A 20368-nucleotide genomic window follows, 5' to 3' on the forward strand; every position below is an offset into this window, starting at 1 on the left:
GGATCAAATTAATTGAGTTTATTGAAAATAGTATTCCAGTTATAAAGTTTCGCCGAAGGGCTATTAATCATTTCTTTAGCATTTTGTTCAGATGCAAAACCGGTAAGGTTTGCACCCATTGGGCTAGTAATTTCTTCACAAATAACATAGCTGGCTGTTATAGCATTGGTCATTGTACCAGGAGTACTATAATTAGTAATTAGGAGATTACTTTTAGGTATAAGATTTTGTTTGTCATCTAAAAATCGAATCATGCATTCAATTGCATCAAACTTGAATTGTTTGCCTTTGTCTGTTACCATTTGAGCAGCATGTGTTTTTGTAACAATTGTCATTTGACAGAAATTGCACATGTCGATACCGTAATTTATGGGTTGCGGTTTTTTACTGCAACTCAACAATATACAAAGGACAATTAAAAGGCTAATACGTTTCATGCTTTTAAGGACTTCACTTTTTTAATTCCAATCCAATAGGCCACAAATGTTAAGAACATACCAAAGGCCATCATATATGCGCCAGTACTTGGATAAGAATGTGCTACGAAGTTAAGAATATGTTTGGTACCAAATAAAGGTGGTTTATAACTTAGTGGATTACCATCAGCATCGGTCATCTTCATTATGGCTTTTGGATCTAAATTAGTACCATAATCAATCATCCATGCATTAAAATCATACATTCCTAAAATTCCTAATATACACATTAATATCAACCAACCTAAAAACCATTTTGGGGATATGTTTATAAATACCCCTATTAAACCAATGATCATTCCTAAGAGAGCCATACCGCCAACAACTTTTGGAAAGGTGCTAAATTCCCACATGTCTTCTGGCTTAGGAAGTTTGCGCATACCAATATAGTGGTTAAGACCATCAATGTTCTGAAGATCGTGCTTTTCTTTACCTTCTAAACCATCAAGATGAATGTTCATTCCAATACCGCTTGGGTATTGTGGGGCTTCTAGCTCTATACTCCAAAGAGGAAATATAAATAGACCCAATAGTAGAGCAGAGCCAACAATCATTAAGATACTTGCTGATTTCATAGTTTTTATTTTTGAGAGAGAAAAAGGGTGAGCATTATACTCACCCTTTATGAGTTAAATAACATCTAAACACTAAAACTATTTAACTCCTTTATTCATCTAAAGTAAATTTAAGTGGAGTAGTTGAGTTTTTACCAGAAACCCTTATGTAACCTTGCATTTCTTGGTGTAATGCAGAACAGAAATCTGTACAATAGAATGGCCACACACCTTCTCGTTTTGGTTCCCATATTATAGTTTTAGTTTGACCTGGCATTACTAATATCTCAGACGTATTTGCACCAATTATTGAGAACCCATGTGGTACATCAAAATCTTGCTCTAGATTTGTCATATGCAGATAAACTTTATCACCTACTTTCACGCCTTCAATATTGTCAGGTGAGAAGTGACTGCGTATCATTGTCATACTAATATGTACTTCATTACCATTACGTGTAACTTTAGCTTCACTTTCGCTCTTGGCAACATACGGATGTTCATTTTCAGATAATTCATAGTATTTTTTACTTTTATCCTTAATTATATCTGCTCTAATTCCTGCCGCATAGTGAGGTTCTCCGTGTGTAGGAAAATCAGATAATAATTCCATTTTATCACCAGAGATGTCATACAATTGTGCAGAGTGTTCTAACTCAGGACCTGTTGGTAAGTAACGGTCTTTTGTAATTTTATTCATGGCAACCATGTATTTACCAAATGGTTTTCTTGAGTTACCGCCAGGAATCATTAAGTGACCTACAGAATAGAATGTTGGTAATCTGTCTAAAACTTCCCATGTTCCTAATTTCCATTTTACAACCTCTGAAGAGATGAAGAAAGTAGTATAAGCATTGCCTTGTCCATCAAACTCTGTATGTAAAGGACCTAATCCAGGTTGAGTTACTACACCAGCAATAGTATTTTCATAACTTAATACTGGGATACCATAAGAGTCATCAACAAAGTCTTCATTCTCTATAGCAGTTAGTATTTTCTCGAAAGAATACACACTTAAATCAGTTGATAATTTACCACTACCAACAATATACTCGCCAGATGGATCAACGTCACAACCGTGAGGAGATTTAGGGATAGGAATATAAAAAACAGCACCTGCAACTTCTCTTGGGTCTACCATAGTTACACCCTCTTTCATAGTAGATGTTGCGGTATGTGTTTTTTCGTCATAGACATTATGTGCGTATGTACCTGCAACTTTTTCACCTCCACCGTTTTTAACGTAATCAGCAATTTTTTGCCAGTTTACAGCTGCGATATAATCTTTATCATTTTGCGATGCATTAACTTCCATTAAGGTATTGGCTTCCTCAGTATTATAACTTGTAAAGAAGAACCAACCATGAGATTTATTACGTCCTGGATGTGCTAAATCATAATTGAAACCAGGCATATTTAATTGAAACTCTAAATTCATTCTACCATTATCAGCAATGCTAACAAAGGAAAGAGGTCCTTTAAATTGTCCCTTCATCTCATTAATTGGCATATCACGTTGCGGATTAGGAACTGCGAAACGAGTACCTGCAACAATGTATTCAGTATTTTCTGTTACAAAAGAAGAAGCGTGATTTCCAGCACTATTAGGAAGCTCAATAATCTCTTCTGTCTCAAAAGTAGCTAAACTAATACGAGCAATACGAGGCGTATTGTTTTCATTAATAAAAATCCATCTACCATCTAATTCACCATTAGTTTGAGAAATATCAGGGTGGTGAGCATCTCCCCAAGGTACAAACCCAAAAGAGGTGTTTAGCATCGGTTTTGTTTCTTCTGAATACCCATAACCTGATGTAGGGAATTGAGAGAACACAGGAATTTCTTTTAGCATTCGACCGCTTGGGAGTCCAGCTACAGTTATATTTCCGCTATAACCTCCTGAAAAGAAGGCATAGTATTCATCATGTTCACCTGGTGCAACATAAACTTTTTCAGCCTTACTCGAAGACATTGCGCCAGAATTACTATTGCTATTGTTATTACCACAATTTGTCATAAAGATAAGAGCAGCAATACCCAATACATATTTACCTATTTTGTTCATATAATTTTGTTTTATTTAGTTGATTTTAGTTAGTCTCTAGGTAGAATTACACTTTCTGTAACATGCACCCATCCGTTACTTACGTTTACTGTGCCAAGTATTTTAACACCATCTACATAAAGATCTCCGTCTTTCTCCATTACGTCTAAGTATTTGCCCGAAGCCATGTAAAGTTTACGTTCTTTTTCAGCATTCTTTTTCAGCATTTCTACTGGGTAATTTGCTGGAGCTACGTGATGGGTTAATATAAAAGCGAGTTTACTTTTATTTTCTGGCTCCAAAAGACTATTTAGTGTTGCTTCATCAATTTTTGCAAATGCAGCATTATTTGGTGCAAACACTGTTAATGGCCCTACATTTACTAATGCATTTTCTACTTCAGCGGCTTGTACTGCCGCAACTAAAGTAGTGTGGTCTTCAGAACTAATTGCTAATTGCAAGGCATTTGGTGTAGCACCTTCATCTTTCATGAAAGCTTGACCTTCTTTTTGACTAGCTCTTTCATTATTAGCATTTTCGCTTGTTGTATTTCCTGATGTTTTTGAGTTACTATTACATGCAACAAAACATACTAAAAGCACAATAGAGAATAATAATTTGAATAGTGTTTTCATTGGATTTATTTTTAGTGTTAGTATTTTAAAGTGTTCTAAAATATTCTAGAACAGCTCTGGCTTCTTCTTGTGTTAAATTTTGATTTGCCATCGGTGAACCATTAAATTCCATAAGTAAATCTCTTGCTAATTGATCTTCTTTAACCATTTTTTCTGGATCTAGAATCATATTCATTACCCATTCAGGTGAGCGACGATTTAAAATTCCTTTCGGAGAAGGACCAATAAATTTCTTTTCGGCTTTATGACAGGCAGTACACAATTTATCATAAACGTCTTTACCATGAGCCGCTAATTCATTATCAACAACAAGTGGTAAATCTACTTTAGTAATAGATCCTACGCCTTTATTAGACAATTCAACTCTTTCAGATGCAGGAACTTTACTTTCTGTTTTTACCGGTTCTTTCTTGCCATATGGTACTTCTTCTTTTTTATCATTACCACCGCAACCAAAAAGCGTTAAGGAAAAAATAAGGATTAAGATTTTTGTTAGTGTATTCATTTTTAATAGATTTATTAGAAAGCAAATTTAGATTGGAGAAGATGATTATAATATGATAAATATCATATTTAAGACAAAAAAGTCTTTTTTATATTTGTAAGTCAAATTTTAAGATAGAATAGATGTTTTCTAATACAGTGAAGTATGCAATTAAAGCAGTTTTGTATTTGGCTGCTTACTCAAGTGAGAAAAATAAAATAATGATTAAGGATATAGCAATGCCTATCAATGTTCCTAAAGCCTATATCGCCAAAATATTACAAGAACTATCGAGAAAGAATCTGGTGTCTTCTAAAAGAGGTCCAAATGGGGGTTTTTATCTAAGTGACAATAATCTTAAAGGAAATGTTTATGATTTAATTGAAGCTGTAGATGGTGACGAAAAAATTAATTCTTGTTTGTTAAGTCTTAGCGAGTGTAATGCAAATAATCCATGTTCTCTTCATAACATAGTCTATAATGAAAAGCAACTTTTAATGCAAAAACTGAAAGATACAACTCTAGAATTTCTCGTTAAGGATTTGAAAGAAGGAATATCGGTATTGCCGTTATAATTAAAACCAAAATCTAACAAAAGGCATCCAGGCTTCAGGCTGTATACTCTTTTGGTCGTCATAAAGCACATCATATCTAATACCAAAAGTAACACTTCCGCTAGTATAACCAACACCTAAGAATAGAGCCGGATACCAGTAATTATCATCTGCATTACCCACAAATTCTTGGTCAAAATCTCTATTTACATATAACTGTTCGAACTCTGTAGAAAGTTGTATACCTCTGGCAGGAGTAAATAAGCCAATAAGACTTCCACCGACTACTGTAGAATTGAACAAATCACGTTGTGAACTATATTGAAAATTAAGACCCACACCTGCTGCGACATATGGGCTAAACATATAAAGTGCATTAGGTGCTAAAGCACCGCTAAAATAGCCATCACCAAAATTAATACCAATACCGCCACCAAATTGAACATTTTCCCAAAAATCATTATTTCTGTCTATGGTACTTTGAGCATATGAAGAAGTGTAAAAAAAGCATGTAAAAAGAAGGCAAAAGAATAAAAATTTAAGCCGATTTACCTTTATAATTATCATGTACATAATTTCGGATTTTCTATTTGTTATAAATATAGTAAAACCATATTTATATTTGGTAAATGTTGTATTTTTGAAGAAATTTTGTTGAAACGTCAACGTTTGATAAAAAGTAATGGATAAATATTCCTTTCTCAACGCAGCACATACGGCATACTTTGCTGATTTATACGACCAATATCTTAAAAATCCTGATTCTGTTGAACCTAGCTGGCGCGCCTTTTTTCAAGGATACGATTTCGGTTCTGAAAGTTATGGAATGAAGGGTGAAATTATCGAAGGTGTTTCTACTCAAATTCCTGAGCAAATACAAAAAGAATTTCAGGTAGTAAAACTAATAGATGGTTACCGTACAAGAGGACATTTATTTACTAAAACTAATCCGGTAAGGGCAAGACGAAAATATGCTCCTACTTTAGAGATAGAAAATTTTGGGCTAACCCAAAGTGATTTACAAACTGTTTTTTCTGCTGGCGAAGTCATAGGGATTGGCCAAGGCACATTGCAAGTGATCATAGATCATCTCGAAAGTATTTATTGTGATTCTATCGGTGTAGAGTATATGTATATCAGAAAACCTGAAGAAATTCAGTGGATTCAAGATAAGTTGAATGTCAATGATAATCATGCGAATTTCTCAGTTGATGAGAAAAAGTATATTCTAAAGAAATTGAACGAAGCCGTTGCCTTTGAATCTTTTTTACATACTAAATATGTTGGTCAGAAGCGCTTTTCTTTAGAGGGGAACGAATCTTTGATACCAGCTGTAGATGCTATTATTGAAAAAGCAGCTGACGAAGGTGTTAAAGAGTTTGTTATGGGTATGGCACATCGCGGACGCTTAAGTACGCTTACAAATATTTTTGGAAAATCAGCAAAGGATATTTTTAGTGAATTTGATGGCAAGGATTATGAAGAGGAAATATTTGACGGTGACGTAAAATATCATTTAGGTTGGACAAGTAATAGAGAAACTTACAATAACAAAAAGATAAACTTAAATATTGCACCTAATCCTTCACATTTGGAAACTGTAGGTGCAGTTGTACAAGGGATTGCTAGAGCGAAACAAGATAAAGAGGAAATTGAAGATGCATCACAAGTACTTCCAATTGTAGTTCATGGAGATGCTGCAATAGCGGGTCAAGGCTTGGTGTATGAAGTTGTTCAAATGGCAAAATTAGAAGGCTATAAAACCAATGGTACAATTCACATTGTTGTAAATAATCAGATAGGATTTACAACAAACTATTTAGATGGGAGATCAAGTACTTATTGCACGGACGTGGGCAAAGTCACCTTATCACCTGTAATGCATGTTAACGCAGATGATGCTGAGGCTGTTGTGCATGCCGCACTTTTTGCACTTCATTTCAGAATGAGATTTAAGCGTGATGTGTTTATTGATTTATTAGGCTATAGAAAATATGGACATAATGAAGGTGATGAGCCAAAATTTACGCAACCACTCTTATATAAGGCCATTGCAAAGCACAGAAATCCAAGAGATATTTATGCGCAACGATTGATGGATGAAGGTGTTATAGATGAAGGTTATGTAAAGTATATTGAATCTAAGTATAAAGAAAAGTTAGAAGAAAAATTAGAAGATTCTCGTAAGGAAGATAAAACAGAAATTACTGCGTTTATGCAGGAAGAATGGAAGGGATTGACTCGAGTTACTGAAAAGGCTATGATGGAACCGGTTGATACAACTGTTTCTAAGGATGTATTAAAGAAAATTACTAAGGTTATATCAAATCTTCCAACGGATAAAAAGTTTATCCGTAAAATTCAAAGACTAATAGAGTCTCGCCAAACCATGTTTAACGAAGACAGGTTAGACTGGTCAATGGCAGAACATTTAGCATATGGAACACTTTTAAATGAAGGATTTAATGTAAGGATTTCAGGTCAGGATGTTGAGCGAGGTACTTTCTCTCATAGACATGCCGTAGTAAAAGTAGAGGATAGTGAAGAAGAAATAATTCTATTAAAGGACATTTCTGAAATTCAAGGCCAGTTTAATATTTTTAATTCATCGTTATCAGAATATGGTGTAGTTGGTTTTGATTATGGATATGCCATGGCAAGTCCAAATACCTTAACCATTTGGGAAGCTCAGTTTGGAGATTTTAGTAATGGTGCACAAATTATGATAGACCAATATATATCTTCAGGTGAAGATAAATGGAAAACACAAAATGGTCTCGTAATGCTATTACCTCATGGTTATGAAGGACAAGGAGCAGAGCATTCTTCCGGTCGTATGGAGCGTTATTTACAGTTATGTGCAAAAGACAATATGTTTGTAGCAGACTGCTCGACACCAGCAAATATGTTTCATTTATTACGTAGGCAAATGAAGGCCAATTATAGAAAACCTTTAATTGTCTTTACACCAAAGAGTTTATTGCGTCATCCTAAAGCAGTATCAGCAGTGGAAGAATTTGTGAGTGGTAGTTTTCAGATGTTAATTGATGATGATACTGTTAAAGCTAACAATGTAAAAACACTAGTTTTTGTTACTGGTAAATTTTATTATGAATTATTAGAGGAAAGAGAAAAGCTAGAAAGGAATGATGTTGCATTAGTTAGAATAGAACAACTATTTCCTCTACCAATTGAAGCGATGCGTAAGATGATGAAGAAATATAAAAATGCAGATGATATTGTTTGGGCTCAGGAAGAACCAAGAAATATGGGTGCATATGCACATATCTTAATGCATTTCGATGAGGCAAAAGGTTTTAGAGCAGCTAGTAGAAGACCTTATGGAACGCCAGCAGCAGGTAGTTCAGTACGTTCAAAAATTAGACACCAAGAGGTAATAGATTTTGTTTTTGATAAATCAAAAAACAATCAAAGAAAATAAATACAACTCAAATTAGAGCTTAAATAAATAAGTCCATGATTTTAGAAATGAAAGTGCCTTCACCAGGCGAATCAATAACTGAGGTAGAAATAGCAGAGTGGTTAGTTGAAGATGGCGATTATGTAGAAAAAGATCAAGCTATTGCCGAAGTAGATAGTGATAAAGCTACATTAGAATTACCAGCTGAAGCTAGTGGTACCATAACGTTAAAAGCTGAGGAAGGTGATGCTGTAGCAGTTGGTCAAGTAGTGTGTTTAATTGATACCAGTGCCTCAAAACCTGAAGGAAGTGAAGCCACAGCTAAGGAAGAGAAAAAAGTTGAGGTTGCACCAAAGAAAGAAGAGGCGAAGCCTATTGAGTCTAAAACTTACGCAACAGGTACTGCTAGTCCTGCAGCAAAAAAGATACTAGATGAAAAAGGCATTAATCCTTCTGAAGTTAAAGGTACAGGTAAAGATGGAAGGATTACCAAGGATGATGCAGTAAATGCTGTTCCTTCTATGGGAACACCATCAGGTGGCAATAGAAGTACTTCTCGGAGTAAAATGTCTATGCTGAGGCGTAAGGTTGCAGAACGACTAGTTGAAGCTAAGAATACAACAGCAATGCTTACAACCTTTAATGAGGTTGATATGTCACCAATATTTGAACTTAGAAAGCAATATAAAGAAGATTTTAAAGCTAAGCATGGTGTTAGTTTAGGCTTTATGAGTTTCTTCACTTTAGCAATAGTTAGAGCTTTAAAAATGTATCCTGCGGTAAATTCAATGATAGATGGTAAGGAAATGATTACTTATGATTTTTGTGATATTAGTATAGCCGTATCAGGACCAAAAGGATTAATGGTACCTGTAATTAGAAATGCCGAGAACTTAACCTTCAGAGGTGTAGAATCAGAGGTGAAACGATTGGCAATTAGAGCAAGAGATGGCCAGATTACGGTAGATGAAATGACAGGTGGGACATTTACGATATCTAATGGAGGTGTATTTGGTAGTATGCTATCTACACCAATCATTAATCCTCCACAGAGTGGAATTTTAGGCATGCATAATATTGTTGAACGACCTGTTGCTATAGATGGAAAAGTAGAGATAAGACCAATAATGTATGTGGCACTATCTTATGATCATAGAATAATAGATGGTAAGGAGTCTGTTGGTTTCTTGGTTGCTGTAAAGGAAGCCTTGGAAAACCCTGCTGAATTGCTTATGGATAATAATCCTAAGAAAGCACTAGAAATGTAGAGCATTTTCAAAATATTTAAAATCAAAAAAGCGCAACTGGAGATGTTGCGCTTTTTTTGTTCTTATAATTACTAACTTAGAAGAACAACTAACTAAAATTAACTAAAAAAATTAACTGCCACATTGGCTGATACCACAAATACTGAACAAATTATTAATAATGCAATAATGATTTTGTCCTTTTTTGTAGTATTGTCTTTAATGGTGTTCATAATGAAATATGTTTTAAAAAAAGCTCTAGTATATTACTAAACCAGAGCTTTTCAGAATTTAATCTGAGGCTTTCGATTAATAGCTTTGTAAAGATGAATATTATTTTAAAGCAACACAATACGTAACCTTACGTATTTTTTAATGTAATCGCAAAAAAAGAACCTCGAACATAATGTCCGAGGCTCAAATAATCCCCTAAGAACTAATTAATAGCTCGTTATTAACCCTTAATTAATAACACTGTAAAGATTGTAAATAAAATAATACAATACTATACGTAACCTTACGTATATTTAAGATAAATGTTTTTGATTTTCTTTTGCCCAAATCAGAAGGCTGTTGGGAGCTTTTTCTATATTTAGTTTTGTGATAATGTGACTCTTATGCTTCTCAACTGTTCTTGGTGAGCAATTTAAATCCTCAGCAATCTCTCTAGCAGTTTTATTTTTAGTGGTCAGTTTTAAGATTTTTAACTCAGTATTTGTCAAGTTATTTAATAAGGATTGAGTATTGTCAATTTGAATATATGATATAAGTTCTGGACTAAAATAAGGTTTACCTTTTATAACTGAAGAAATGCAATTTTCTATTTCTTCTAAAGCAAACTCTTTTAATACATAGCCATAAACTCCTAATCTTTTTGCTTCAACATAAACACTCTCTTCTTTTTCAAGAGTTATGAGTACAATTTTTGTTTTAAGATTGGCTTCCTTGCATTTTTGTGCAATTTCTAGACCAGTAAGAAATGGCATTTTGATATCTAAAATTGCGATATCTGGAGAATGTGCTTTTATTAGCGACAGTGCAATTTTACCATTTTTAGCAGTTGCCAATAGATTGTAATTCTTTTCTGTTAAAAAATCTTGTAGACCTTTTAGTACCAAAGGATGATCATCAGCAATAATGATGGTTGGTTGCATTACTTAATTTATTTATACCTGAAATGTGAAGATACTAAGATTCTTTCACTCGCGAAATTTCTTTCATTTTTAAATACAGATATTTTTTTTCGTAATCAATAATTGCTTTACCTTTTTTTAATATATCAGCTCCAATTATACCATCAACAGGTTCAGCATTATGATTTATAAGACCATTATTAACATGAGACAAATTAAATAGTATTAAAGCGACTCTAGATTTTTCCCACGTCCCAATCTTAAGATCATTAGATTTAGAAATTTTTGTGAACATATCAGATGCTCCGGCACCAACTGCCTTAATTTCTGAATCTATAACTTTTAAGTTAAATCGTTCTATTGCCTCAAAACCAACACAACTACTAGAAGCTCCTGTATCTAAAATAAAACGTCCTTTTATACCATTAATAGATGCCTTGATTTCAAAATGGTTAGTCTTGGTAAATTTCAATTTAATTTTTGAATACCCTTTATTTAGTAGAAAGTCACGTAATGTTTCCATTTTTTGAATTTGTGTAAATATAATATACTAAACAATTACTTTTGCATCATGATAATAACTGATACGCATACACATTTATATAGTGAGGCTTTTGATGATGACAGATCTGAAATGATTAAACGTGCAATAGATGCAAATATCAAACGGTTTTTCATTCCTGCTATTGACTCGACGTACACCAATTCTATGTTACAATTAGAAATGGATTTTCCCAATAATATCTTTTTGATGATGGGATTGCATCCAACACATGTAAAGGAAAATTTTAAGGATGAATTATCACATGTTGAGGAGATGTTGGCGCAACGAAAGTTTTATGCTGTAGGCGAAATAGGTATAGATTTATATTGGGACAAAACAACTTTAGATATTCAAATTGAGGCATTTAAATATCAAATTAATCTGGCTAAGCAATATAAATTGCCAATTGTAATACATTGTAGGGAATCTTTTGATGAAATTTTTCAAGTTTTAGAAGAAGAAAAATCAGATGATTTATACGGTATATTTCATTGTTTTACAGGAACTTTAGAACAGGCACATAAAGCGATATCCTATAATATGAAATTAGGAATTGGAGGAGTAGTCACTTTTAAGAATGGTAAAATAGATCAGTTTATTAATCAGATAGATTTGAAACATATTGTATTAGAAACTGATTCGCCTTACTTGGCGCCAAAACCATATAGAGGTAAGCGCAATGAAAGTTATTATATAATTAAGGTGTTAGAAAAATTATCCGAACTTTATAATATGAGTAAAGAAGAAATTGCATCAATAACAACAGAGAATTCTAAAACCGTTTTTGGTATATAATTATGAAAAAGCAGAACATACTTCTAATATATTCTGGTGGTACCATAGGCATGGCAAAAGATTCTGATTCCGGAACCTTAAAAGCTTTTGACTTCGACAGTCTACTGGTTAAAATACCAGAAATAAGGTTGATAGATTGCAATATAGAGACAGTTTCTTTTGAAAACCCTATTGATTCCTCTAACATGAATCCTTCATATTGGGAAGCTATTGCTCGGATTATTGAAAGTCATTATAACAGGGTTGATGGGTTTGTTGTTTTACACGGAAGTGACACAATGAGTTATTCGGCATCAGTTCTAAGTTTCATGCTCGAGAACTTAGAGAAACCAGTAATTTTTACAGGTTCTCAGCTACCGATTGGAGATTTGCGTACGGATGCTAAGGAAAATTTGATAACATCGATACAGCTTGCATCACTTCATAATAATGGTATACCAATTATTAAGGAGGTCTGTTTGTATTTTGAGTACCAACTCTACAGAGGAAATAGAACTACTAAAATGAACGCAGATCACTTTGAAGCATTTGATTCACCAAATTACCCAACGTTGGCTGAGTCTGGCGTGCATTTAAAGATAAATTATGAGTTTTTACGGAAGGAAAAATTTGAAGATGATTTAATTGTTAGAACCGAGTTAGATACAAATATTGGAGTATTAAAATTATTTCCTGGTATTTCAGAACCATTTGTTGAATCGGTTTTAAATGCTAAGAACTTAAAAGGACTAATAATAGAAACCTATGGATCTGGAAATGCTACCACTGAAAAATGGTTTATAAGTCAACTTAAAAAGGCAATAGAAGCAGGTTTGTACATTATTAATGTCACTCAATGTTCAGGTGGAAGTGTTACCATGGGTCAATACGAATCAAGCGCGCACCTAAAAGCCATTGGTGTTATTTCAGGTAAAGACATAACAACAGAAGCGGCAGTAGCTAAATTAATGTATCTTATAGGTTATAATATTAAACCGGAAGAATTTCAATATTATTTTGAAAAACCACTTCGAGGTGAGTTGAAGGAAAATTAACGCCTCAAATTTTAGTGTTTAAAGTTTTTTTCGTTATTTGCCGTTCTGTAATTTTACTTATAAATTTACAGAGAGGTGGCCGAGTGGTCGAAGGCGCACGCCTGGAAAGTGTGTATACCTCAAAAGGGTATCGAGGGTTCGAATCCCTTCCTCTCTGCTTATATTTTAAGCCTTGATTACATTATTTTTTTTATCTTTAACACTTTAACTAATTAAATTAAGATTAAGAACAATGAAAAGATTATTTTCTATCCTTGCCATAACATGTTTAATGGCTATCGGAACTGTTAATGTAAATGCTACAACATTTGCATCAACAACAGCAACTGTAACAACAATAACTCAAGATGATGCAGATGCGTCCGGTGAAGATTTGAGTTTCCATCAAGAATTAAAAAAGCGTTTTATTGAAGGTGGTCCTGGGTTTATGGGAATTGTACTATTATGTTTAATTCTTGGTTTAGCAATTGCTATTGAGAGAATTATCTTTTTAAACCTTTCAACAACCAATTCAAAGAAATTAACTCAAAATGTAGAAGATGCACTAGCATCAGGCGGTATTGAAGCTGCTAAAGAAGTTTGCAGAAATACAAAAGGACCTGTTGCTTCTATATTCTACCAAGGATTAGATAGAGCTGACGAAGACATTGACGCTGCCGAGAAAGCTGTTGTGGCTTATGGAGGAGTACAAATGGGTCAGTTAGAAAAGAATGTGTCATGGATTTCTTTATTTATTGCACTAGCACCAATGCTTGGTTTCATGGGTACAGTAATCGGTATGATTCAGGCCTTTGATAAAATTGAAGCTGCAGGTGATATGCAACCATCATTAGTAGCAGGTGGTATTAAAGTAGCGCTTTTAACAACAGTATTTGGTCTTATTGTTGCGATTATACTTCAGATTTTTTACAACTATATCATTGCAAAAATTGATAGTATTGTAAATGACATGGAGGATGCATCTATCACTTTGATGGATTTATTAGTAAGACATAAAAAATAAAAGACCACTTTAATTATGAATTTACACAAAATATTAAAAATAGTAGCTGGTTTACTTGGAGTTGCTGGTATTATTTTCTTGGCGAGAATAATATCTAAAGGCGATGATGAGATAAAGGCAGCGGCACTTAACGGAGATACTGCGATAGTAGATCCAATGGCATTTGTGGCTTACATAATTCTTGGACTTGTGTTATTGTTTGTGGTAATTTTTGTTGTCAAAAATTTATTCACTAACGCATCTGGTCTTAAGAATACCTTAATTGGATTTGGAGCCTTTGCTGCAGTATTGATAATTTCTTATGTAGTATCTGGAGGTGATCCAATGCAATATAAATTACAAGATGGTATTGCTACAGATAGTCAATCTCAAATGGTAGGAGCAGGTTTAACAGCTTTTTACATATTGATAATCGTTGCGGCATTAACAATGATTTTCTCAGGAGTTAAAAAAGTAATTAGTAAATAATAAACTATGGCAAAGAGAGCAGCACCCGAAGTAAATGCAGGTTCAATGGCTGACATTGCCTTCTTATTACTTATCTTTTTCTTAGTAACAACAACAATTGAAAAGGACAAAGGACTATTAAGAAGTTTGCCACCAATTGATGACTCTGAAGTAGAGCCACCAATTATCAAGCAGAAGAATTTATTTACGGTTTTAATTAACCGTAGAAATCAGCTTCTTGTTGAGGATGAGCAAATGGAGTTAAAAGACTTAAGACAGGCAGCTATAGAGTTCTTGGATAACGGAGGTGGAGAAAATGCTGAAGGTAAACGTTGTGACTATTGTAAAGGCAAGAGATCACCTAGTTCATCGGACCATCCGGACAAGGCGATTATCTCCATGAAGCATGATAGAGAAACTTCATATGAGAAATATATTGATGTGCAAAATGAACTTGTTGGAGCTTATAACTTTTTACGAGAGAGAGAAGCGGCAAGATTGTATAAAAGATATTATCCAAATGATGATAAGGTATTCGCAGCAATGTTAGCAGAGAAGGAAAAGAATCAGTTTAAAAAGGATGAAGTGCTTAATGAACGTATAGAAACCATTAAAAATCTTTACCCACTTAAATTGTCTGAAGCAGAACCAGATAATAATTAAAAGTAACAGATATGTCAAAGTTTAAAAAAGGAGGAAAAAGTGAATTGCCAGCGATTTCGACGGCATCCTTACCTGATATTGTATTTATGTTGCTTTTCTTTTTCATGGTAGCAACAGTAATGAGAGATAGTTCTTTAATGATTGAGAATAGGTTACCAAGTGCAGATCAAGTAGAGAAATTAAAAAAGGATAGAACTACTTTTATCTACGCAGGGAAGCCAAGTAGTCAATACAAGCAATTTGGTGAAGAGCCAAGAATTCAATTTAATGATGCCTTTATTAGTATTGAAGATGTGCAAGCATCTGTATTACAGGCTCAAGCAGATATGAATGAAGAACTAAAAAGTAAAATTGTAGTAGGGCTTAAGGTTGACAAAGACACTCACGCTGGTCTTGTCTCTGATATTAAGCAACAATTGCGTAAAGCAAATACATTAAAAGTTATGTATATCGCAAACGCAAGAGCAGAACAATAAAGATTCTTATTCTTAATTTTATATAAACGTCCTGAGTAATCAGGACGTTTTTTTTACGTAACAATTAAAGATTTTGTAGATTTAACCATATGAAGAATTTACTATTTATAGTTATCATTATAACTGGTCATTTTGGGTTTGCTCAAAATATTGATAAATCAGAGTTGTATGAGAATTATAGGGAGGATCAGTTTTATGCCTCAGTAACTTATAATTTACTGAATTCTAAACCTACTGATTTAGCACAAAGCGGTTTTTCAACGGGTTTTCATATTGGTTTTATTAGAGATATGCCTATTAATGAAGATAGGGATTTTGCCATTGGATTGGGTATTGGATTCTCTTCAAATTCTTACAATCAAAATTTATCAATAACAGAGGAGAATAAGGAAATACTTTTTAGCATTTTGAATGAAGACGAAATAAATGTTTCTAAGAATAAATTCTCAACCTATCTTTTTGAAATACCCTTAGAAATAAGATGGCGAACTTCAACAGCTTCAGATTATAATTTTTGGCGTATATATACCGGTTTTAAGTTGGGCTATATGGTATATAACTCTACAAAATTAAAAACAAGCACAGGTGATGTTCAACTTTCTAATATTGATTCCTTTAATAAGGTTCAGTATGGAATAACACTTAGTGCTGGCTACGGAACATGGAATTTCCATGCTTATTATGGACTGAATTCTGTTTTTAATGACGATTCAAAATTGAATAATCAACCAATAGATATGAATGTTATAAGATTAGGATTGATGTTTTATATTTTATAACCAGAATTTTAACAATACCAATTGCGGTAATAACCCAGTGCACACACCAGTAATTAATTCTTGATTTGTATGTGCTTTTAAATGAAGTCTTGACGTAGCAATTGCACCTAAAATGATCATCGTAAGCGCTATTGTACCATTGATATTAATTTTAAAATGGATACCTATGCCAACAGCAAACATAAAAAACCCTGTGGCTGCAATCATATGAATACTTGCTTTGATACCATAGAATGCCAAGAAAAGGCAGAGAAGGTTTGAAATTAGGATACCAAGAAAAAAGTAAAACAACTCCTCTATTTCATTCGGCGTCATAACACGCAATAGAATTAAGGTAATAATTACTGAATTGATTAATAAAGGTAAAACCCTCTCCTTAGTGGTCTTAAGATATATTGTGTCTACTTTATTAATAGTCTTCAGTAGGAAAAAAAGCAGAATGGGAAGTATTATTGTAAGTATAATAATAGAGAAAACTTTTGCTTTCATTACAGGCTCTGGTATATACCTTGGTGTTTTTGAAAAGTAAAACAATACACCTAATAATGGCATTATTAGTGGATGAAAAATAAATGAGACACTTTTTAAAATGAAATCTTTCATAGGCTACGAACAAAAATAACTTTTTTATTTTCAAAATAGATGAAAGAACTTTCATCAAGTATGTATTTTAGTTAAATTAACCAGATATAAAATACCCCTTAAATGAATCTATATTTATTAATATTTTGCTTTTTATTTAGTTCATCTTTTAATCTCTTATCTGCACAAGAAAACTATGGGATAGTATTTCCTAAAAGTGAAAGTGAGAGAAACAGAAATTGCAGAAACTGTCAAATGGCATTTCAGCAAAAACCAAAAGAGGTAAAGTTTTCAATTAAAAGAGAAGGATATAATTTGTACTTCCAAACCAATGATAAAAAATGGTTTAACCAGTTATTTAAAAATTCAAATGATGGTATAGCCATTGATGTAGTATCTAAGGACATATACGATTGTGCTTTGCCAATTGTTGATACGGAACAAATAAGAGGTACACTTTTACGACCAATATTTTCATCTAAACTGAAGAGTGGCTTAAAACCTTTTAAAGAAAATTATTTCAGGGTTTTAGTAGGTAGGCTTCCTAAGAATTTGGCGGATAAAGAATTGGAGTATAACATTTTGTTTCTTGGAAACAAAAACTTGTGTAGGTATCAGATAATTTTTAATCTACAATCATACAATTGGGATTTATTAGATATGGGTATGTACTTAGATTCACTAAGTTTTCAGAATGATAAAGTATTAAGTTTAGATGAGAACAGGGCAGATATTAAGTACAAAACATTAAAGTTTAAAGTACCTTTTGAAAAGAACAAGTCAAAGTACTTGCCAGAAGATATACGACCAATTTACGATTCACTTAGCCTAACAGATTTTAATATTAAGACTATAGACATTAAAGCTTACTCATCAATAGAAGGTAGCTTAGAGCGTAATATTGAACTACAGAAGGGAAGAGCAAAAAGTATGGCTGAAGCTATTCAGACCTATCAAGAACCAACAATTAAAACTACAATATCGTCATCGGAAAACTGGGTAGAATTTTTGAATGATATTGAAGGAACCAAATTTCAAAACCTTAATGATTTAACAAAATCAGAAATTAAGGCAAAACTTGTTGGTTCATTTTCAAAAGAAATGGAGCCTTATTTAAAGAATCACAGGAAAGCTGTTTTAACTTTAGAATTAGAACTAAAGGATGTGTATAAAAACAAGTCAGGTACAGAACTAGTAGATGAATTTAATAAAGCTATCAGCGCTGATGAATTAGACAAGGCTATCCAGATACAAAATTCATTGTTTAATAGGTTAAAGAACAAGGAAATATCTCCAAATCTTTTGAGTAATATGGAGATACCTAGACAAATCAAATACGTAAACTTCTTAAATGCTAATAGCGCCATTAAATATCAAATAAATAAAAGGCAGATTATAATTGTGAGAGATGAACTTAATGCATTGCTTAAATTAGATTCTAAAAACGCAAAGGTTAGGTATAATCTTATAGCACTTAAATTTAGAATTTGGAGATTTGATTTTGCCCCAATCAATGCAACTGCATTTAAAACAGAAATATATAATCTCAAGAATTATGGGCTTGACCAAAAACTGATAGATAGAATGATGATTAATTACCATATTATAATGAGTGAAAAGCATATGAAAAAGAGAAAATATGACGAAAAGGATAAGTCTGTCAATTACATTAATAAGTATTACAAGAAAATACCACTTTCGGATTACGACTATTTTAGTCTTGCACAGTTTTTAACCTATTATGCTAATGTTGAAAAGGCGGCGGATTTATTGAATAATAAGGCCAGAAGTATAGATGTAGATGAAGATTTAATATTTTATTATTTGAATCTCACACTTATAAATACTGAGCTAACAAAGAGAGATGACTACAGAGCGATAATGTTAAATGCCTATAACCAAAATAAAGAACGTTACTGTAATTTATTTAATTCTGTTGATGATGGTGGCGTAACTTTCCAACTTTTAGATAATGAATACTTAAGAAACGGTTATTGTGAGAATTGTGATTAAATCTTTTTCCTGAGTCTTGCCACAGGAATATCTAATTGCTCTCTATATTTGGCAACTGTACGTCTGGCAATAGGATATCCTTTCTCTTTTAAAATCTTAGACAGTGCTTCGTCTGTAAGTGGTTTCTTTTTGTTTTCTTCTTCAATTACAGTCTCTAATATCTTTTTAATTTCTCTAGTAGAAACTTCTTCACCTTGATCGTTGGTCATGGATTCTGAGAAAAATTCCTTTATTAATTTTGTACCATATGGAGTGTCAACATACTTGCTATTAGCAACTCTAGATATTGTTGAAACATCCATATCAATTTCATCTGCTATATCTTTAAGAATCATAGGACGAAGTTTACGTTCATCACCAGAAAGGAAATACTCTTTCTGATAGTTCATGATAGCACTCATGGTTACAAACAGCGTTTGTTGTCTCTGCCTTACAGCTTCAATAAACCACTTTGCGGCATCAAGCTTCTGTTTTATAAACATTACAGCATCCTTTTGTGCTTTAGACTTTTCCTTTGAGTCTTTGTAACCCTTCAACATATTATTGTACTCTCTGGATACATGAAGTTCAGGTGCATTTCTGCCATTTAATGTCAGCTCCAACTCACCTTCTACTATTTTAATTGCAAAGTCAGGTACTATATGTTCTATTATTTTATTATTACCAGCATATGAGCCTCCTGGTTTTGGATTTAATCGTTCAATTTCTTCAATAGCATCTTTAAGTTGTTCTTCATTAATGCTAAATTTTTGCAATAACTTCTTATAATGCTTCTTTGTAAATTGTTCAAAGGCCTTATCAATAATTTTTACAGCAAGTTCTATGTCTGGATTTTGCTCTTTTCTATGTAATTGAATGCTCAAACATTCTTGCAAATTTCTTGCTGCTACACCTGCAGGATCTAACTGCTGTACCACCATTAGAACTTGCTCAACCTCATCCTCGTTTGTGTACACATTTTGAGTAAAAGCAAGATCATCTGCAATATCTGATAAGGAACGTCTTATATATCCACTTTCATCAACACTACCCACTAAAAACTGAGCGATTTCCTCTTGCTGATCAGATAATCTAAATGTATTTAATTGGTTGATTAAATGTTGTGTAAATGAGGTGCCTGCAGCATAAGGTATACTTTTCTCATCATCATCAGTACTGTAATTATTGGCTTGTGTTCTATAATCTGGTATTTCATCATCACTGAGGTATTCATCAACATTAATATCTTCAGCATCAATAGTATCATTATCATTATAATCATCAGTGCTGTTATCAAATTCATCAAAAGTATCTTCTGAAGTATCAGTTTCTTTACCAGTATCTAACGCAGGATTTTCTTCTAGCTCTTGTTTTAAGCGCTGTTCAAAAGCTTGCGTAGGTAATTGAATCAGCTTCATCAACTGAATTTGCTGAGGCGATAGCTTTTGCGAAAGTTTAAATTGTAAATATTGTTTTAGGGCCATTTATTTTTTTCTCTTGTATCT

At 33.1% G+C, this 20368-nt stretch carries 21 protein-coding genes and 1 tRNA gene; 12 read left to right on the forward strand and 10 right to left on the reverse strand.

Going from position 1 to position 20368, the window contains the following annotated elements; translation table 11 throughout:
* Positions 1 to 8 precede the first annotated feature (8 nt).
* The 5 genes from ACFWV9_RS05400 to ACFWV9_RS05420 form a co-directional block, all read right to left on the reverse strand.
* Positions 9 to 437, reverse strand: coding sequence for a nitrous oxide reductase accessory protein NosL (locus ACFWV9_RS05400; protein ID WP_411894214.1), 429 nt, complete (start codon positions 435 to 437; stop codon positions 9 to 11).
* Complete coding sequence (locus ACFWV9_RS05405; protein WP_411894215.1) at positions 434 to 1051, reverse strand: hypothetical protein; 618 nt, start codon at positions 1049 to 1051, stop codon at positions 434 to 436. Before ACFWV9_RS05405 ends, ACFWV9_RS05400 begins: the two co-directional genes overlap by 4 nt.
* Positions 1052 to 1142: 91 nt before the next feature.
* The gene (gene nosZ / locus ACFWV9_RS05410; RefSeq protein WP_411894216.1) at positions 1143 to 3095 is read right to left on the reverse strand and encodes a Sec-dependent nitrous-oxide reductase; all 1953 of its coding nucleotides are present in this window, start codon (positions 3093 to 3095) and stop codon (positions 1143 to 1145) included.
* 29 nt (positions 3096 to 3124) lie between these two features.
* Entirely contained in the window at positions 3125 to 3709 is a 585-nt protein-coding gene (locus ACFWV9_RS05415) for a fasciclin domain-containing protein (protein WP_411894217.1), read from the reverse strand.
* Between the two features lie 25 nt (positions 3710 to 3734).
* A complete protein-coding gene (locus ACFWV9_RS05420) occupies positions 3735 to 4214 on the reverse strand; it encodes a c-type cytochrome (protein WP_411894218.1) in 480 nt (159 codons plus the stop codon).
* A 122-nt stretch (positions 4215 to 4336) separates the two neighbouring features.
* Between ACFWV9_RS05420 and ACFWV9_RS05425 the strand changes: the two genes are divergently transcribed.
* Positions 4337 to 4768 carry an RrF2 family transcriptional regulator gene (locus tag ACFWV9_RS05425; RefSeq protein ID WP_411894219.1) on the forward strand — a complete coding sequence of 144 codons (432 nt, stop codon included), beginning with the start codon at positions 4337 to 4339 and terminating at the stop codon, positions 4766 to 4768.
* On the opposite strand, the gene ACFWV9_RS05430 is transcribed toward ACFWV9_RS05425, so the two are convergent.
* Complete coding sequence (locus tag ACFWV9_RS05430; protein WP_411894220.1) at positions 4769 to 5320, reverse strand: alpha-ketoglutarate decarboxylase; 552 nt, start codon at positions 5318 to 5320, stop codon at positions 4769 to 4771.
* Positions 5321 to 5429: 109 nt separating this feature from the next.
* Between ACFWV9_RS05430 and ACFWV9_RS05435 the strand changes: the two genes are divergently transcribed.
* Together ACFWV9_RS05435 and odhB are read left to right on the forward strand one after the other, a co-directional pair.
* Entirely contained in the window at positions 5430 to 8189 is a 2760-nt protein-coding gene (locus tag ACFWV9_RS05435) for a 2-oxoglutarate dehydrogenase E1 component (protein ID WP_411894221.1), read from the forward strand.
* 35 nt (positions 8190 to 8224) lie between these two features.
* A complete protein-coding gene (gene odhB, locus ACFWV9_RS05440) occupies positions 8225 to 9436 on the forward strand; it encodes a 2-oxoglutarate dehydrogenase complex dihydrolipoyllysine-residue succinyltransferase (RefSeq protein WP_411894222.1) in 1212 nt (403 codons plus the stop codon).
* A gap of 506 nt (positions 9437 to 9942) precedes the next feature.
* Here odhB and ACFWV9_RS05445 read toward each other — a convergent pair.
* Together ACFWV9_RS05445 and ACFWV9_RS05450 are read right to left on the reverse strand one after the other, a co-directional pair.
* Positions 9943 to 10569, reverse strand: coding sequence for a response regulator (locus tag ACFWV9_RS05445; protein ID WP_411894223.1), 627 nt, complete (start codon positions 10567 to 10569; stop codon positions 9943 to 9945).
* A 34-nt stretch (positions 10570 to 10603) separates the two neighbouring features.
* Positions 10604 to 11071: a retropepsin-like aspartic protease gene (locus tag ACFWV9_RS05450; protein WP_411894224.1), complete on the reverse strand. Its 468-nt coding sequence runs from the start codon at positions 11069 to 11071 to the stop codon at positions 10604 to 10606.
* 48 nt (positions 11072 to 11119) lie between these two features.
* On the opposite strand from ACFWV9_RS05450, the gene ACFWV9_RS05455 reads away from it, so the two are divergent.
* The 8 genes from ACFWV9_RS05455 (at position 11120) to ACFWV9_RS05490 (ending at position 16289) form a co-directional block, all read left to right on the forward strand.
* Positions 11120 to 11887 carry a TatD family hydrolase gene (locus tag ACFWV9_RS05455; RefSeq protein WP_411894225.1) on the forward strand — a complete coding sequence of 256 codons (768 nt, stop codon included), beginning with the start codon at positions 11120 to 11122 and terminating at the stop codon, positions 11885 to 11887.
* On the forward strand, positions 11887 to 12921 hold the full coding sequence (locus ACFWV9_RS05460) for an asparaginase (protein WP_411894328.1): 1035 nt from the start codon (positions 11887 to 11889) through the stop codon (positions 12919 to 12921). The genes ACFWV9_RS05455 and ACFWV9_RS05460 overlap by 1 nt, the downstream gene beginning before the upstream one ends.
* 69 nt (positions 12922 to 12990) lie before the next feature.
* Positions 12991 to 13078: transfer RNA gene (locus tag ACFWV9_RS05465), tRNA-Ser, on the forward strand.
* A gap of 75 nt (positions 13079 to 13153) precedes the next feature.
* On the forward strand, positions 13154 to 13924 hold the full coding sequence (locus ACFWV9_RS05470) for a MotA/TolQ/ExbB proton channel family protein (RefSeq protein ID WP_411894226.1): 771 nt from the start codon (positions 13154 to 13156) through the stop codon (positions 13922 to 13924).
* A gap of 15 nt (positions 13925 to 13939) precedes the next feature.
* Entirely contained in the window at positions 13940 to 14392 is a 453-nt protein-coding gene (locus ACFWV9_RS05475) for a hypothetical protein (protein ID WP_411894227.1), read from the forward strand.
* 6 nt (positions 14393 to 14398) lie between these two features.
* A complete protein-coding gene (locus ACFWV9_RS05480; protein WP_411894228.1) occupies positions 14399 to 15034 on the forward strand; it encodes an ExbD/TolR family protein in 636 nt (211 codons plus the stop codon).
* A gap of 11 nt (positions 15035 to 15045) precedes the next feature.
* Entirely contained in the window at positions 15046 to 15510 is a 465-nt protein-coding gene (locus ACFWV9_RS05485) for an ExbD/TolR family protein (protein ID WP_411894229.1), read from the forward strand.
* 89 nt (positions 15511 to 15599) lie between these two features.
* Positions 15600 to 16289 (forward strand): porin family protein, encoded by a 690-nt coding sequence (locus ACFWV9_RS05490; RefSeq protein WP_411894230.1) that lies wholly within the window; start codon positions 15600 to 15602, stop codon positions 16287 to 16289.
* Here ACFWV9_RS05490 and ACFWV9_RS05495 read toward each other — a convergent pair.
* Positions 16284 to 16892 (reverse strand): hypothetical protein, encoded by a 609-nt coding sequence (locus ACFWV9_RS05495; RefSeq protein WP_411894231.1) that lies wholly within the window; start codon positions 16890 to 16892, stop codon positions 16284 to 16286. The genes ACFWV9_RS05490 and ACFWV9_RS05495 overlap by 6 nt on opposite strands.
* A 102-nt stretch (positions 16893 to 16994) precedes the next feature.
* Between ACFWV9_RS05495 and ACFWV9_RS05500 the strand changes: the two genes are divergently transcribed.
* The gene (locus ACFWV9_RS05500; protein WP_411894232.1) at positions 16995 to 18884 is read left to right on the forward strand and encodes a hypothetical protein; all 1890 of its coding nucleotides are present in this window, start codon (positions 16995 to 16997) and stop codon (positions 18882 to 18884) included.
* On the opposite strand, the gene rpoN is transcribed toward ACFWV9_RS05500, so the two are convergent.
* Positions 18881 to 20347 (reverse strand): RNA polymerase factor sigma-54, encoded by a 1467-nt coding sequence (rpoN, locus tag ACFWV9_RS05505; RefSeq protein ID WP_411894233.1) that lies wholly within the window; start codon positions 20345 to 20347, stop codon positions 18881 to 18883. The genes ACFWV9_RS05500 and rpoN overlap by 4 nt on opposite strands.
* Positions 20348 to 20368 lie beyond the last annotated feature (21 nt).

The sequence above is a fragment of the Winogradskyella sp. A2 genome, from assembly GCF_046762865.1.
Taxonomy (GTDB): domain Bacteria; phylum Bacteroidota; class Bacteroidia; order Flavobacteriales; family Flavobacteriaceae; genus Winogradskyella.